We start from the raw sequence: 14,199 nt of genomic DNA on the forward strand, positions 1-14,199 counted from the left end.
ATGGAAAAAAAGGATGGGATGTTTATTTGAAAATTATAATCCACAAAAACAAATTCGAGGATCGGGATTATCTTGTCTGCCTGCCTGCGTCCTACCTCCACGACGATAAGCGTTATCCCGTCGTCTATGTGCAGGACGGCGACCGGCTTCTCCCTGTTTTGGAAGCTATGGTTGACAGTGCAAACGGCACAATAGAGGAACACGGCCGCGAACATATTATAGTAGGCGTCATTCCCCGGAATCGCTTGGATGACTATACGCCCTGGCCGGCGCCGGCGTTGACGGCCGGTGTACCTGCGTTCGGCGGGTTGGGGGAGCAATATCTTGATTTTCTGGCCAATGATTTCAAGCCTTATATCGATGACGTTTACCGAACCTTACCCGATCCTGTAAATACATGTATCCTGGGGGTGTCGCTCGGCGGGCTGATCTCATTGTATGCGATATACAAACAGGCCTGCTTCGGACGTGCGGTCAGCATATCCGGCTCCCTGTGGTATCCGAGTCTCATTGACTTCATGCAGAACCATGCGCCGTGCAGCACCGCCAGCCGCGTTCTTTTACTTTCAGGACGCAGGGAAGGATCCTGTGAGCCTCCCCCTTTGCGTCATTCCGTTCAATGCGTGCAGCGGGCTCAGCTTGTATTGGAGCAGCAATTATTTGAACGTGACATACCGCTTATCTGGGACGACGGCGACCACATGGACAACCTCCACTTGCGCTTAAAAAAGGCGCTGCAATGGATCGGCGAAGTTAATTGAATCGGGTTGCTGCTGTTTTCCGGAGCTGCGCCGAAGCAGGTGAGTAAATAAAGAAAGCGTCGCAGATAACGAATTTCCCGATAGGAATAGTCAATCACATAGATAAAAGAACCGGTAGTCAATCGTTATCACCTCCATCAGCGCATCGACGTTCATGGTTTAAGGCTAGTTTTATCAGGTTAATCTTTAATTGTTTTCGCAGAGTCTGACGTCCCCGAGTGTCCCCTTATGAAATTATAAGAAAAACTGGATGAAGCGGAAGAGCTAAGTCGCGCCGGTAAAATATTGCCTTTGCGCGAGCTGATGGTAAAACTGAGGAGTACAGGTTGAACTGTTTTTATAGAAGTCGGAGAATAAGATTATCGTCCGCGAAGGCGGACGCCGGGGTCAATAGAATAATATCCTTCTTTGTTGGAAAACTATTTTTAAAGAGATCGCTTTAAACTAAACGGTGATTGGAGGTTGATATTTATATCTGATAGAAAAAATGATTTGTCAGAGCTGCCGATGATGGCATTACAGGATATACCGCAACCGAATGTGGATGCCGAACAAATCGTCGCCCTGGTAAAGGAAGGCGGGCGCGTTGCCGGTTATCGGTTGTCGGATGGTCGTGTCTTGAGCAAAGAAGACGGTGTTCAGCTTGCTAAGCAGGGCGGCATTCAAGGAGTCGGCGTTGCTATAAGAAACGGGACTGAGTATTTAAAATCTCTGCCGGATGAAAACGAAGAGAATAATTTAGACAATTTGCCGTCCGTCACACAATAACACAGATATTGAACGAGGGTGGGATTCGCAGGCTGTCGGAGCTGCGAATCTTGCTTTTTTGCTTTTTATTTTGGGGTCAGGCCTCACTATTTACACTAATGGTAAAATATGATAGTATGGTCTCGGAAGAGAAAGGCAGGATGGTGGTATCAGATGGCAAGACAATCGAGAATTCATTATGCGGGAGCGCTGTATCATATTATAGCTCGCGGCAACAACCGAGAAGTTGTGTTTCATGATGGAGTTGATAAGTCAAAGTACCTTGCCCTCGTTGAGAGGTATAAACAGAAGTACCAGTTTCATCTGTACGCCTATGCGATCATGGATAACCATGTCCACCTGCTGGGTGGAGTTGCAGATGAACCACTTTCTAAAATCATGCAAGGGATACAACAGAGCTATACCCAATACTATAACCGAAAATATGACAGAGTGGGCCACGTCTTCGAACAGCGATATAAGGCAAAGCTGTGTAATAGTGATCAGTATCTTGTAAGCCTGTTGCGGTATATTCATCAGAATCCCATAAAGGCCGGGACCTCTCAACCCTGGTGGACTAGTCATCTTGCATATCAGACTGGAAACAGCAGTATCGTGGATACGGAATTTATATTATCCATGCTTTCTAATAACAAAACGAAAGCGATTGAGAAGTATATGGAATATATGGAAGTAGAACAGTCGGAGATTCAGCAAGCCGAAACTTTTGAGCATATATATTCGAAGCCGGAGACAATAGAAACATCCGAGGCGCCAGAAGCCTCATCCGTTACTTTTAATGAAATATTAGCAACAGTAGCATCAGTCAGCGAGATCAATAAAGAACAGATCATGCAAGAAAGACATGACCGTCGCGTGGTAGCGGCGAGAAATATTCTCATCTACGTAGCAGTTCGGATGGGAGTAATGACAAAAACAGAGTTGACCAAGGTGCTACCCCTAAGCATGAGCGGGATTATTAGAGGGTACAATAAAGTCGCTGACAGAGATGAACTGAAGTGCCTGGCAGAAAAGATTAGCAACAATTTGTGCGAAGTGTAAGGCCTGACCCCGAAGATGCCTGTCAGTCGCTCGCTGCGAAATCGGGCAATTGTGGCATGATCGGGCGCTTTTGCCCGGCCTAAGAGGTATAGAAAGTTGATGTCTCTACGGCAGGCCTGTTCGAGTTTGCGGCTGGAATAGATGCCATTCATATAGCCGTAGACGAGGATTTTGAACAGACGCTTCGGTGACCTCTCGATTCTCCCCATGCGGGAGTACGCGGCGTATAGTTTGCTGTAATCCATCCTTTCGAGTATCGCGCTGAGTAACCGTACCGAATCGTCTGCCGGGATGAGTTCGCCGATATCCATCGGCAAGACCAGTTGATATATGTTCCCGTCTGTTGTATAATTTGGTTGTAATTTCTGGATTTTCACAAATTTGATTTTACAACAAAAGACGGCTTCCGGCTATGATATGCTCCCCTTAAAGTAGACAGTGGAAATAAAAAAACACTGTATATGGAAAGGGGAGCATATTTTATGCCCCATAAAGGGAAATTGCCATCGGAAAAGAAAGTGGAATTGGTCAGAGCCTATCTATCTGGGGAAATAGGTCCGAGTGAGATAGCGCAAAAATATGGGATTAAGAAATACCGATTGAGAGAATGGACACGATTGTATGAAACACGGGGAGTTGACGGTTTAATTCCGTCTGAGCGATGGCGCAAATACGCACCAGAAATTAAGAAAGAAGCGGTAATGGCGTATCAATCTGGGCAGGGTTCCCTGAGGGATATTTGTAGACGATACGATATTAGCTGCGATGCTATTTTACAGAAGTGGATCAAGCGGTATAATGACCATGAAGACTTCAAGCAGCCAAATAGTGGGGGTTCGATCTACATGGTAAAAAGCCGCAAGACGACAATAGAGGAACGCATTGAGATTGTCAGCTATTGCATAGCCAACAATAAGGACTACGGGAAGGCCATTGAACGCTACAGTGTGTCCTATCAGCAAATTTATGGATGGGTCAGGAAATACGAAAACGATGGTCCTGAGGGCCTCGTTGATCGCCGTGGCAAATGCAAAGAGGAAGCTTCTATGAGCGAGGTTGAAAAACTGCGTGCGCAGTTAAAGCTCAAAGAAGCTGAAAATCTGAGGCTTCAGATGGAGAACGACTTGTTAAAAAAAATGGAGGCACTCGAAAGGGGGCGAGGTGTGGACTAAGCCTAGTGCGGCTTGAGAATCAGTATTTGGCGGTAAGCAATGTACATGAAGAGAAGCGGTATCCTATCCGTGCGCTTTGCGCCATTCTCAAACTGAACCGTTCCTCTTATTATAAATGGCTTCACCGAGACGGCAGCAGCGAACAAGCAGCCAAGGATACTGAGTTGATTGACTATATGTGCGTACTCTACCAAGAGTCCAATGGGATATTCGGATACCGTCGGATGCAGCTCAACTTAGAGCGTCGGTTTCACCTGCACTGCAACAAAAAGCGCGTTTATAGAGTCATGAAAGCACTGGGGTGAAATCGGTTATTCGCCGGAAGAAACCCAACTATGTCAAATCCACACCGGAGATCACGGCGGAGAATATCCTCAACCGTCAGTTCACTGCTGAAAAGCTCAACGAAAAGTGGCTTACGGATGTTACAGAGTTTAAATATGGGGACAGTGAAAAGATGTACCTCAGCGCGATTCTCGACTTGAAAGATAAAAGTATTGTTTCCTATGCTATTGGCCACAGCAATAACAACAAGTTAGTGTTTGACACGTTCGATGAAGCCGCCATAAAATACCAAACGCAAAACCTCTGTTTCATAGTGACCGGGGATTCCAGTATACGAACAGAGTATTCAAGGCAAAACTTGACGCTCAGGGTATGATACAGAGCATGTCCCGCGTTGGGCGCTGCATTGACAACGGCCCAAAGGAGGCGTTTTGGGGCACTTTGAAAGCCGAAATGTATTACCTTCACAGATTCCTTGACTATGACACCCTCAAAAACGCGATTGACGACTACATCCGTTTTTACAACAACAGACGCTTCCAAGAAAAGCCGGGCGGCCTCGCGCCGCTGGAATTACGTGCTTTACTCTTGGCTGCAGCATAGTGCCGTAAAAATGAAAACGGACGCCTTGGGGCATCCATTTTCAATACCATGCTTTTCTTTTTTTTGCTCGGTCTACTTGACAGGGGGCACTTCAACTTAATGAAGTGCCGGTTTGCCGTCTTTTGTTTTTTGGGGCGCTCTCTTAGCGCGACAGCCCCTTATAATGGAAGTATGAAATACAGGGGATGGGGGATGAGTGGCTGTCCCACTATAAAGTTGATGTAAAAAACCAATACGGTGTGGTGATGAATCGTTAGAAAATTCTGCGCATCATGATGCGCATGTTAATGAAGAATAAGGGATTATTGCCTGCCTAGATGCTTAGAAGGTGACGTTGACCGACATCCAGTAGTTGCGGCCCGAGACCACGTACCCGGTGGTCGTCTGTCCGCTGGTGAAATAGTCGCCGGCGGTGGTGGTGCTGCTGCCGCTGCCATAGCTGATCACATGCGTGGCGGTAAAATCCTTGTCCGTCAGGTTGTTAATCCCTAAATTGAGCGTCACATCCTTCGATACTTTATAAGAACCGCCCAGGTTAAGTAAGGTATAGGATTTGAAGTAACCGCCCAAGGCGTCATGGACCGCTTTATTGGCAGCGGAAAGATTATCGTATTTTTGGGTGAAGCGTGCGGTCTTGTCGCGGTATTCCGCTTTCAGCCAGGTGGCGGTCCGGTCGTTGAGCCGGTAGTTCAGCCGTGCGTTGGCCATGTGCACCGGTACATTGGTCAGGCGGGCGCCGTCATCGTTTCCCCCCAGTTGCTCATTGTGGGTGTATGTATAGTTCATATTCAGCGACCAGTCTTCATTCCACAAAGGAAGGACGGTGCTCAGTTCAAGCCCTTGCGTTTTGGCCTTGCCGACGTTTGTGTAACTTGATGTATTAGCATCAATGCTATAGCCTGAAATTTTATTGGTATAGCGGTTGTGAAACATTGTGGCGCTGGAACTGAAGCCGCTATTGTTTTGATAGTGAACGCCCAGTTCGGTATTGGTGCTTTCTTCCGGTTTAAGGTTAGGATTCCCTATAAGCAGGACGGTTCCCTGACCGGAAACTCCGCTGAGTCCGTCATGCAGCTGCGACAGTTTCGGCGTCTTATAGCCGGTGCTGACGCCGCCTTTTACCGTCCAGCCTTCCTTGGCCTGCCAGACCAGATAGGTCCGGGGGCTGAAGTGGCCGCTGAACGAATCGGTATGTTCATAGCGTCCGCCGTAGGTCAGCGATAATGAATCCTTTAGCCGCCATTCATCTTCGGCGAAGAAAGACGTGCTTTCCTGCTTGAATTTGCCGCCGCCGGGGCTCACCATCACCAGTCCGTCTTCCATCGTCGCATCCCAGTACTGCCCGCCAACGATCAGTTTATGGTTTTCGCCCATGGGAGCGACCAGTTTGGTGTCCAGAATCCAGTTGGAATTTTTTAATTCGCGCGGAATGCCTATATAGGGCGAACCGGAGGGAACAGCCGATGCCGGGATCAGCCGTCCCTTGGTTTCGGTCTGATTATAGGACAGGCTGGTAGTCCAGGTGCCGAAGGATACCTTATTTTCACTGCCCAGCGTCACTTTCTGACGCTCATAGCGAAGTTCATCGGCATAACCGCCTGAACTGCCCAGCGTCCCCAATTGGCCTGCGCTGTTGTCGTATTTCTGTTTGGCCGTCTCGGCGTCCAGCCAGAAGCTGTTATTGTTATCCTGCCGCCAGGTGAAGCGGCCGCCCAGATTGTAGACATCCCGTTTGACCGGATTGGGTCCCCGTTTCGACAGGTCGATGCCGGTCGAGGAAGATTCAACCAGGGAGGCTTCCCGCCGGAGGATGCTGCCGCGCAGGGCCAGACCCGTTTTATCTTTGGTCAGCGGCCCACTGGTATAGAACGAGAAACGGGATATATCGCCGAAATCGGTATTTTCCTGGAAGGTATGGTCGAGCGTAACGGAGCCGCTCCAATCGTCGGCCACCTTTTTGGTGATAATGTTCACCACGCCTCCCATTGCATCAGACCCGTATAGGGTCGACATCGGGCCGCGGATGATTTCGATGCGCTCAATGGCCGCCAGCGGCGGCATGAAGCTGGTGTTCATTGCGCCAAAGCCGTTAGGGGTCACGTCGGTGGTCCCGTTCTGGCGGATGCCGTCCACCATGATCAGAGTATATTCGCTGTCCATGCCGCGGATTCTGATATCCAGGCCGCCGGTTTTTCCAGTGCCGCTAAGCACGTCCACCCCTTCCACGTCGCCGATTGCCTCGGCCAGGTCGGAGTAGCCGCGCCGGTTCAGTTCCTCCTTGGTAATTATCGTGATGCTGGCCGGCGCATCGATAATATTCTGTTCGAAGCCAGAGGCAGTTACCACCACTTCGTCCAACTGATAGATGATTTCCTCCTCGGCGGCATATGCCGGCAGGCTCAATGCGGCCATAAGGACGAAACTCAGTAATGTGAGTTTGATTTTTCGCCACTTCTTCCCCGTTTTCATAAGATAACTCCTTTCGTTTCTGCAAGCATCTCCCAGCACGCCAATATCCGGCTTTAACCGGACCTGCCGAACCCACTCCTTTTTTCTCTCTCTCAGCGTTGAGTCTGCCTTAAACAAAACAGGGGATTGTTTGCTTTTCTCCATTTGGCTGATTCCACACTCCTTGAACATGATCTATGCACTGTTTGTCTCACATTCCGGCCGGACCGGGAAGAATAACAGGTTCCCAGCGCTGTGACGGCACTAAGCAAACAGGAGGCACGCTGAATGTAACACGGTTCGTTGTGTTATATTAATGGTAGTAGAACTGGATAATCCGGCGGCAAAAGCGGGCGGTAAGTTTTAGAATCACGGCATATAAAAATAATTGTAAATGATAATGATTATATTTATCATTTACAATTATAGTGGCAAAATGAGGAAAACGCAACTTTTCATTTTGTTAGGTAACACAACCAACGGATACCGCTCTATGGCTGGCTGTCCGCTCCTTATCAGTTGATAGAGGCGATAGGGTAGTGCTGAAATACGGAGCGAAAACTAGGTTGACTGGACGAATATTTTAGACAATGCTATACTAAGTTTGCTGGGATTTATAGAAATTTTTGGGATGAGTTTAGAGTGAAAAGAGTATTTTTGGCTTTATTTGCTGTGGCTCTTTTTTTTCTTAGTGCTACAGCCAGTGTGAATGCGGCTAATTTTGTGGAGCGCCGCGACTTTGAGAAGTATGCTCCAGGAATTACTGGTACGTTTATTATGTATGATGAAGCGCAAGACCAATACACCGTGTTTAACGAACCGCAAAGCACAATCCGCTTGTCACCGTGTTCCACATTCAAAATCTACAATTCGCTGATTGGCCTGGAAACGGGTGTTTTAGATATTGAAGACGTGTATACATTGTTTCCGTGGAATGGAAAAAAGTATTCGTTCCCGGCATGGAACCGTGATCAAACACTCGCAGCCGCCACTCGGGATTCAGTAGTCTGGTACTTCCAGGAACTCGCCTCTCGCATTGGCGACAAGAGAATGCAGGACTATCTCGATACGATTGAATACGGCAACCGGGATATTTCCGGTGGACTTACTACCTTCTGGCTGCGTTCCTCGCTCCAGATTTCAGCGCGCGAGCAAGTGGAGCTTTTGCGCAGATTATATGCCGGTACATTGCCGTTTTCGCCAGATAATATAGAAGTAGTCAAGCGGAATATCACGGTGTCGGAAAACAATGGGATACGCTTGCTGGGCAAGACCGGTTCCGGTTTGGAAGATGGAGAACAAAAGCTCGGCTGGTTTGTCGGCTGTGTAGAAAAACCAGGAAACCGGTATTTCTTTGCCGTTAATATTCAGGCGCCGGATGGAGCTACTGGCGGTAAGGCCAGGGAAATATCAAAGGCCATTTTAAAAGACCTTGGGATTTTATAATACCCACAGCAGAGTAACTATGACCAAACATTGAAAGGGAATTTCCCCATAAAACTGGCTTGCGACTTTTTAATCGCACATCCGGAGACTGCCTCGGAATACGGGCTAAAAATGCTCCTGCTAAAAATCTATGAGCATGAGCGAGACGGCTATACGGAAGCGAAAAAATCGTTTATCTTAAAATACACAATGCAAGCAAAAGCAGAATATGCGATAGATATAACCCCAAGAAAATAAGTGAACAGGATGAAGGGAGAAAAACCATGAAGGTAAGTAAATCCTTTGAAGCCTTCTCAAAAGAGGCTCCAAAAGTACAGGGCGCTTGGATGGAGTTTGTGCAGACACTCGATAAAGCAAGTGCCCTTGACAAAAAGACTGAAGAACTCGTTTATATTGCGGTGCTGGCTGCAGTTCGCCTTGAGGGCGGCCTGCCTTTCCATGTAAAAATGGCAAAGTCTCTGGGCGCGACCCGGGAGGAAATCATCAGCGCCGTTTTGGTGGGGCTGCCTGCAACCGGGAATATCGTGATACAGGCGTTGCCTATTGCGGTGGCAGCGTTTGACGAGGGGTAAGAATGGCCAGTACTATCGATTTTATTGAATATGTCTGCGACCAGATCGCCGGTGCGGGAGAAATCCGTTACAGAAAGATGTTCGGGGAGTATATGGTCTATGTAAACGATAAACCGATTTTACTTGTCTGCGATAATACTGTGTTTGTAAAAATTCTTCCGTGCTTGGACGAAACGATGCAGGAAGCCGATAAAGGGTACCCTTATGACGGGGCAAAGGAGCACTATGTGCTGGACATCGACAATGCAAAACTCAGCAAGCAAGCGATTGCAATTCTTGAGCCGGTTACGCCATTGCCAAAACTTAGAAAGAAAGTTAATTAACACTCCTGGTGTCTTGGCATGTTATAATTTAGTTTTAGGGCGAAATGGTAAAGGGAAGGAAGCACCGACGATGCTACTGGCAGGGGTCTGCTAGTAGGGGCTGACGCCGCCATTTGCCATTTTGGCCGTCAGCAAACTAAAAAGATAATGTGGTCAAGACACTAGCTACCGGCGGGTTACCTGTTATTGCTTTTATTAGTATTCTTAACTTGTCGGCGTCCTATAAAAAAGTGGTTCCCACCGCAAAGCTTCGCTCGGTCAATCCGGCAGTAAGCCTTGGGGCGGGAACCGCTTTTTCGTTATCCAGCACGTAAGGAGGCTTTTTCAGTAAGGCCTGGGGCGGCGTTTATAAAAATTAAAACCGACTATACCGGTCGGCTGGCTAACTATTGTCAGTATTCTTTATAAAAGGATTAAATAATTCAGGTGGATTAAAGAATGCTGCAATATGGACATCCAGACCATCGGCAATCACGAGAAGTATATCAAGTGAAAAGCTGATGGGTGTATGCCCCGTCCCCCCTTTGATGGACAGTAGAAACGCGTAGTATACTGGAATCAGAGAGGGGAATGAAAATGGTGAAACAGTTTAGCGCCGAGTTTAAACTGCAAGCGGTGAAAAGAGTAGAAGCGACCGGTAGGCCGGTATCCAAAGTGGCAGCCGAGTTAGGGATCAATGAGAATACGCTTCATGGGTGGTTGAAAAAGTATCGGGAAAAACCTAATGCCCCTTTTCCCGGCAGCGGCAAGCTCAGTCCAGACGATGAGCGGCTAAGAAAGCTAGAACGAGAAAATCGTGACCTGCGGGAGGAAAACGAGATTTTAAAAAAGGCGGCAGCGTACTTCGCGAAGAACCAGAAATAAAACGGTTCAAATTTATCAAAGCTAACCGCCAAACCTATCGGGTGGAGAAGCTGTGCAAAGTGCTGGGGGTATCCCGCAGTGGCTACTATGCATGGGAAAATCGCCCGAAAAGCCAAAGGGACTTAGAAAACGAGGCCATCTTGGCGCAGATTGAGCAACTTCATCAAACGAAACGCCATGTTTATGGTTGCCGTAAAATCTATCAAGAGTTGCGCCGTAAGGGTCTGAGAGTAAATCATAAGCGGATAGAACGCCTGATGAAGCAGGCGGGCATTCACTCTAAAACAGCCAAAATATTCAAGGCCACTACGAATTCGAAACATGCCCTTGCCGTTGCCGAAAACCTGTTAAACCGTGAGTTTACAGCCTCCAGGCCCAATCAAAAAATGGTCAGTGACATCACCTATCTATGGACGGAGGAAGGCTGGCTGTACGTGGCTGCCATCATTGACCTATGCGGGCAAAGAGTGGTCGGATTATCCATGAGTGAGCGGATGACCAAAGAACTGGTCATGCAGGCGTTAGACAGTGTCTGCAAGCGAGCTCGGCCGCCCCACGGCGTACTCATTCACTCCGATCGTGGCAGCCAGTATTGCTCTAAGGATTATCAGGATGTACTCAAAGAGCGCGGATTTATTTGCAGCATGTCCAGGAAGGGCAACTGTTGGGACAACGCACCAATGGAGGCATTTTGGGGCAAGATGAAATATGAATGGCTGATCGGGCAACGGTACCCGCGAACAGGCCAGGGCCGCCGTATTTGAATATGTGGAAATCTTTTATAACCGGCAACGAATTCATGCCACCAATGGATACCGAACTCCCGAAGAGTACTATTTGTTGGCTATGGCTGCTTAAATCAGCGAAATAGTAAGCTATCCTGTGAAAAACTATGTTATCCTTGTGCTTTTTCTGTCTATTGAACGGGGGACGCCGCAGTATTCGGTGCTTCAATTTTACTTAAATGACTTGTGCTAATATCAACCTTTGCCGCGAGTTCCTCTTGACTTAATCCGCGCAGATGGCGGTAATATGAAACTCTTCTGCCGATTTCCGCGTAGACGGCGAAATACTTGTCTTTATCTTTTTTCCTCAACGGGTTACACTCTCCTATATCCCGTTTGTTTGAGTACTGTAGATTTATTGTAATACAGCACTAAGATGAATCTATTTTAAAACCAAAACCTGACCTGTACATCTATCGTCTTCAAGAATGTTTAATGCAGTTCTTGCTACATTTCCTACTGTATTAGCGTCCCCTAAAGGCAGGCTGGCCATAACTTTTTCCAATTTCTCAGTTCCGCCAGGATGATCAAAAGCTTTTAAAGAAAGTGAAGTGGGAACAAAGCCGGGAATATACCGTTTGCAGTTATGTGATCTTTTGCATGTTCTGCAGTAATTGATTCTAACAGACTTTTGCAAGCAGCCTTTGAAGCTCCGTATGCTGATAGTCCGGGTAGTCCACCTGTTGTTGAAAGGAAACAAAGCAATCGACCATGGTTTTGTTTTACCATGGATGGTAGCACCGCATGGAAGCAATTAAAAACTGATTCGAAGTTGAGTTTAAACTCCTTTTTCCAAAAATCAGGTGTAGACTCAAGGATAGACTTGTACTCACCACCACCTACCGTAGAAACCATAATGTCAATCCAGACTTTCGGGGTCAGGCCTCACTATTCACACTAATGGTAATATGATAGTATGGTCTGAGCATATATATTCGAAGCCGGAGACAACCGAAACATCCGAGGCGCCAGAAGCCCCGTCCGTTACTTTTGATGAAATATTAGCAACAGTAGCATCAGTCAGCGAGATCAATAAAGAACAGATCATGCATGAAAGACATGATCGTCGCGTGGTAGCGGCGATAAATATCCTCATCTACGTAGCCGTTCGGATGGGAGTAATGACAAAAACAGAGTTGACTAAGATGCTATCCCTAAGCATGAGCGAGATTATTAGAGGGTACAACAAAGTCGTTGACAGAGATGAACTGAAGCGCCTGGCAGAAAAGATTAGCAACAATTTGTGTGAAGTGTGAGGCCTGACCCCAAAGCCACTATCGTTGTATACATACCGTTATCCATTGACAAAAAAATCCACCAATGCTATTATCGAATTAACGAAAGATTAAGGAAATTCTTATAAAAAAGTAGAATATGAATCAAATTTGGTACAGGTGCCCGCAAGGGCCTAACAGAAAAGCCGGTTAAAGACCGGCGCGGTCCCGCCACTGTAATGGGGAGCAAAGCCATGAATGCCACTGGGAACAAAGGTTTCTGGGAAGGGTTGGTGGAGCGATGATCCAGAGCCAGGAGAACTGCCTGTATGACAATCACCGTTTGACCTGCGAGCGATAGGGAGGGGATTCCGATGCCAGTTATTGCATTTTATCCGGCAGATTCGCCGGGGTAAAAGAAGCCGCTCTGATGCTATCATCGCAGAGGGGCTTCTTTGTATTTTGACAAAGCTGGACAACCAGACCAATAATTTATATATACATAGATTAAAACAGACAGCAGCAATAGCCGAAAGCGGATTTTCGTGATTTTTTACGAGGTACAAGCTTCAGTAGCTGTTATAGCATAGACGCGATGGGAACGGACCCACAAACATAGAACGAACAATCAGAATCCATGCGGGTACAGGTGCCTTTTTAGAAGGCTTAATAGGGAAGTTTGGTGCAAAACCAACACGGTCCCGCCACTGTAACGGGAAGTCAGTCTAACGAATGCCACTGGAATGCGATAAACATTCTGGGAAGGCGGACTGATGATGATCTGAAGTCAGGAGAACTGCCTGTGCCGACATCTTCGCTTGACCTGCGATGAACAGGGAGAAGATCTTGTCTTGTGTGAGCTTTATCTTTACACAAGACAAATCGTTACCGAAAAAGGAGGGAAGAAGATTACTATCTGGAGTTTGGTATGAAGACTAAGAGGAAAGGAGCATGCCTGTAATAAGTAATATGACGGATTGAGCCGGACACGCAGATGTTTTCGCCAGAGGAACGGGAAAAAGCCAGTAGTAAAATGGACAAAAGAGTCATATTATCCTGAAGGAAACATATGATTACACAGGGGACGACAACAGCATAACGTAGGGATAGGTGTCCGCAAGGACTTAATAGGGAAGACCGGTGAAAAGCCGGCGCGGTCCCGCCACTGTAACGGAGAGCAAGCTTGCGAAATTGCCACTGGGACGTACGTCCTGGGAAGGTGCAAGAGAGCTATGAACCGGAGTCAGGAGAACTGCCTTATCCAGCAATCGCCATTATACCTGCGAGTGACAGGGAGGAGATTATGTGAAAACCAAGACCAATTCGGTCGGTTCGCGTAAGCACTCCCAATAAGGGAGTTTTTTTATTCGGTATTATTCGCCGGGATTTCGGTTATATGTCAAGTTTTACCGGCGTACAAGCATTGCTTGTACCTGTATGCAAACATTTCAAAGATATTAAGTTGAGGAAAAAATGAACAGATTATTAGGAATCATTGTTACCGCATTGTTCGTATTCGGACTACTGATGCCCGCGTCGGCGCTGGCCGCTAAGGCTAAAAACGAGCAACCCGTCGGCTATGTCGACAGACAGCAGGTCTTTGCCGGTTACCCCGGCATCCAGGACCTCCTGAACCGCATCCAGGCCATGCGGGCCGAGGCCCAGATAGACTACGACGCCAATGCCAAAGACCTGCCGCCGGCGAAAAAACAGGCGTACAGCGATAAGCTGTCCCGGCAACAGGCTCAGCGGGAAGACGAACTGATGAAACCCGTGGGCGACAAAATCGAAGCGTCCATTAAGGCCGTCGCTGAGGAAAAGGGCCTGACAGCAGTTCTGGATGCCGCCACTATAGTTTACGGCGGTACGGACATCACGGCCGACGCTATAGCCAAAGTGAAACAAGCAACACAATAG

17 protein-coding genes, 2 pseudogenes and 3 riboswitches are annotated in these 14,199 nt (G+C 47.5%); of the genes and pseudogenes, 14 read left to right on the forward strand and 5 right to left on the reverse strand.

Going from position 1 to position 14,199, the window contains the following annotated elements:
- Window positions 1-26: 26 nt before the first annotated feature.
- The 3 genes from SPTER_RS23995 (at window position 27) to SPTER_RS24005 (ending at window position 2,570) form a co-directional block, all read left to right on the forward strand.
- Window positions 27-761, forward strand: coding sequence for an alpha/beta hydrolase (locus SPTER_RS23995; RefSeq protein ID WP_144353094.1), 735 nt, complete (start codon window positions 27-29; stop codon window positions 759-761).
- 462 nt (window positions 762-1,223) lie between these two features.
- Window positions 1,224-1,529 (forward strand): DUF3892 domain-containing protein, encoded by a 306-nt coding sequence (locus SPTER_RS24000; protein WP_342787138.1) that lies wholly within the window; start codon window positions 1,224-1,226, stop codon window positions 1,527-1,529.
- A 153-nt stretch (window positions 1,530-1,682) separates the two neighbouring features.
- The gene (locus SPTER_RS24005) at window positions 1,683-2,570 is read left to right on the forward strand and encodes a transposase (RefSeq protein ID WP_170233413.1); all 888 of its coding nucleotides are present in this window, start codon (window positions 1,683-1,685) and stop codon (window positions 2,568-2,570) included.
- A gap of 20 nt (window positions 2,571-2,590) precedes the next feature.
- Here the strand turns inward: SPTER_RS24005 and SPTER_RS24010 are convergent.
- Window positions 2,591-2,947: pseudogene (locus SPTER_RS24010) on the reverse strand (transposase); the annotation flags it as partial.
- Window positions 2,948-3,052: 105 nt separating this feature from the next.
- Between SPTER_RS24010 and SPTER_RS24015 the strand changes: the two are divergent.
- From SPTER_RS24015 to SPTER_RS24030, 4 genes are all read left to right on the forward strand, one after another.
- Window positions 3,053-3,742 carry a helix-turn-helix domain-containing protein gene (locus SPTER_RS24015; RefSeq protein WP_170233414.1) on the forward strand — a complete coding sequence of 230 codons (690 nt, stop codon included), beginning with the start codon at window positions 3,053-3,055 and terminating at the stop codon, window positions 3,740-3,742.
- Window positions 3,743-3,918: 176 nt separating this feature from the next.
- Window positions 3,919-4,047 (forward strand): helix-turn-helix domain-containing protein, encoded by a 129-nt coding sequence (locus tag SPTER_RS26020; RefSeq protein WP_425474379.1) that lies wholly within the window; start codon window positions 3,919-3,921, stop codon window positions 4,045-4,047.
- A complete protein-coding gene (locus SPTER_RS24025) occupies window positions 4,044-4,403 on the forward strand; it encodes a DDE-type integrase/transposase/recombinase (RefSeq protein ID WP_144353098.1) in 360 nt (119 codons plus the stop codon). The genes SPTER_RS26020 and SPTER_RS24025 overlap by 4 nt, the downstream gene beginning before the upstream one ends.
- Before the next feature lie 8 nt (window positions 4,404-4,411).
- Complete coding sequence (locus SPTER_RS24030) at window positions 4,412-4,630, forward strand: IS3 family transposase (protein WP_246105658.1); 219 nt, start codon at window positions 4,412-4,414, stop codon at window positions 4,628-4,630.
- A gap of 321 nt (window positions 4,631-4,951) precedes the next feature.
- Here the strand turns inward: SPTER_RS24030 and SPTER_RS24035 are convergent, their stop codons facing one another.
- Complete coding sequence (locus SPTER_RS24035) at window positions 4,952-7,099, reverse strand: TonB-dependent receptor domain-containing protein (protein WP_144353172.1); 2,148 nt, start codon at window positions 7,097-7,099, stop codon at window positions 4,952-4,954.
- Between the two features lie 621 nt (window positions 7,100-7,720).
- Between SPTER_RS24035 and SPTER_RS24040 the strand changes: the two genes are divergently transcribed.
- From SPTER_RS24040 to SPTER_RS24065, 5 genes and pseudogenes are all read left to right on the forward strand, one after another.
- On the forward strand, window positions 7,721-8,524 hold the full coding sequence (locus tag SPTER_RS24040; protein ID WP_246105656.1) for a penicillin-binding transpeptidase domain-containing protein: 804 nt from the start codon (window positions 7,721-7,723) through the stop codon (window positions 8,522-8,524).
- A 30-nt stretch (window positions 8,525-8,554) separates the two neighbouring features.
- Complete coding sequence (locus tag SPTER_RS25805) at window positions 8,555-8,761, forward strand: GrpB family protein (RefSeq protein WP_144353100.1); 207 nt, start codon at window positions 8,555-8,557, stop codon at window positions 8,759-8,761.
- A 26-nt stretch (window positions 8,762-8,787) separates the two neighbouring features.
- Window positions 8,788-9,096: a carboxymuconolactone decarboxylase family protein gene (locus SPTER_RS24050; protein ID WP_144353101.1), complete on the forward strand. Its 309-nt coding sequence runs from the start codon at window positions 8,788-8,790 to the stop codon at window positions 9,094-9,096.
- A gap of 2 nt (window positions 9,097-9,098) precedes the next feature.
- Window positions 9,099-9,419, forward strand: coding sequence for a TfoX/Sxy family protein (locus tag SPTER_RS24055; protein WP_144353102.1), 321 nt, complete (start codon window positions 9,099-9,101; stop codon window positions 9,417-9,419).
- 579 nt (window positions 9,420-9,998) lie between these two features.
- Window positions 9,999-11,141 (forward strand): annotated as a pseudogene (locus SPTER_RS24065) (IS3 family transposase).
- A 58-nt stretch (window positions 11,142-11,199) separates the two neighbouring features.
- Here SPTER_RS24065 and SPTER_RS24070 read toward each other — a convergent pair.
- The 3 genes from SPTER_RS24070 to SPTER_RS26025 form a co-directional block, all read right to left on the reverse strand.
- The gene (locus SPTER_RS24070; protein WP_144353103.1) at window positions 11,200-11,379 is read right to left on the reverse strand and encodes a helix-turn-helix domain-containing protein; all 180 of its coding nucleotides are present in this window, start codon (window positions 11,377-11,379) and stop codon (window positions 11,200-11,202) included.
- A 71-nt stretch (window positions 11,380-11,450) separates the two neighbouring features.
- Complete coding sequence (locus SPTER_RS25775; protein ID WP_281289533.1) at window positions 11,451-11,573, reverse strand: hypothetical protein; 123 nt, start codon at window positions 11,571-11,573, stop codon at window positions 11,451-11,453.
- A 32-nt stretch (window positions 11,574-11,605) separates the two neighbouring features.
- The gene (locus SPTER_RS26025) at window positions 11,606-11,923 is read right to left on the reverse strand and encodes an SDR family NAD(P)-dependent oxidoreductase (RefSeq protein WP_144353104.1); all 318 of its coding nucleotides are present in this window, start codon (window positions 11,921-11,923) and stop codon (window positions 11,606-11,608) included.
- A gap of 53 nt (window positions 11,924-11,976) precedes the next feature.
- Between SPTER_RS26025 and SPTER_RS24080 the strand changes: the two genes are divergently transcribed.
- A complete protein-coding gene (locus tag SPTER_RS24080) occupies window positions 11,977-12,324 on the forward strand; it encodes a hypothetical protein (protein ID WP_144353105.1) in 348 nt (115 codons plus the stop codon).
- 119 nt (window positions 12,325-12,443) lie between these two features.
- Window positions 12,444-12,625: riboswitch (cobalamin riboswitch) on the forward strand.
- 287 nt (window positions 12,626-12,912) lie between these two features.
- A riboswitch (cobalamin riboswitch) is annotated at window positions 12,913-13,100 on the forward strand.
- A gap of 273 nt (window positions 13,101-13,373) precedes the next feature.
- Window positions 13,374-13,556: riboswitch (cobalamin riboswitch) on the forward strand.
- 199 nt (window positions 13,557-13,755) lie between these two features.
- The gene (locus SPTER_RS24085; RefSeq protein WP_144353106.1) at window positions 13,756-14,199 is read left to right on the forward strand and encodes an OmpH/Skp family outer membrane protein; all 444 of its coding nucleotides are present in this window, start codon (window positions 13,756-13,758) and stop codon (window positions 14,197-14,199) included.

Source organism: Sporomusa termitida, assembly GCF_007641255.1.
Taxonomy (GTDB): Bacteria; Bacillota; Negativicutes; order Sporomusales; family Sporomusaceae; genus Sporomusa; species Sporomusa termitida.

Coding starts and splice junctions, on each gene's coding strand:
- SPTER_RS24005 (WP_170233413.1), top strand. CDS start 1,683: ATGGCAAGACAATCGAGAATTCATTATGCGGGAGCGCTGTATCATATT.
- SPTER_RS24015 (WP_170233414.1), top strand. CDS start 3,053: ATGCCCCATAAAGGGAAATTGCCATCGGAAAAGAAAGTGGAATTGGTC.
- SPTER_RS26020 (WP_425474379.1), top strand. CDS start 3,919: ATGTGCGTACTCTACCAAGAGTCCAATGGGATATTCGGATACCGTCGG.
- SPTER_RS24030 (WP_246105658.1), top strand. CDS start 4,412: ATGTCCCGCGTTGGGCGCTGCATTGACAACGGCCCAAAGGAGGCGTTT.
- SPTER_RS24035 (WP_144353172.1), bottom strand. CDS start 7,099: ATGAAAACGGGGAAGAAGTGGCGAAAAATCAAACTCACATTACTGAGT.
- SPTER_RS24050 (WP_144353101.1), top strand. CDS start 8,788: ATGAAGGTAAGTAAATCCTTTGAAGCCTTCTCAAAAGAGGCTCCAAAA.
- SPTER_RS24055 (WP_144353102.1), top strand. CDS start 9,099: ATGGCCAGTACTATCGATTTTATTGAATATGTCTGCGACCAGATCGCC.
- SPTER_RS26025 (WP_144353104.1), bottom strand. CDS start 11,923: ATGGTTTCTACGGTAGGTGGTGGTGAGTACAAGTCTATCCTTGAGTCT.
- SPTER_RS24080 (WP_144353105.1), top strand. CDS start 11,977: ATGATAGTATGGTCTGAGCATATATATTCGAAGCCGGAGACAACCGAA.
- SPTER_RS24085 (WP_144353106.1), top strand. CDS start 13,756: ATGAACAGATTATTAGGAATCATTGTTACCGCATTGTTCGTATTCGGA.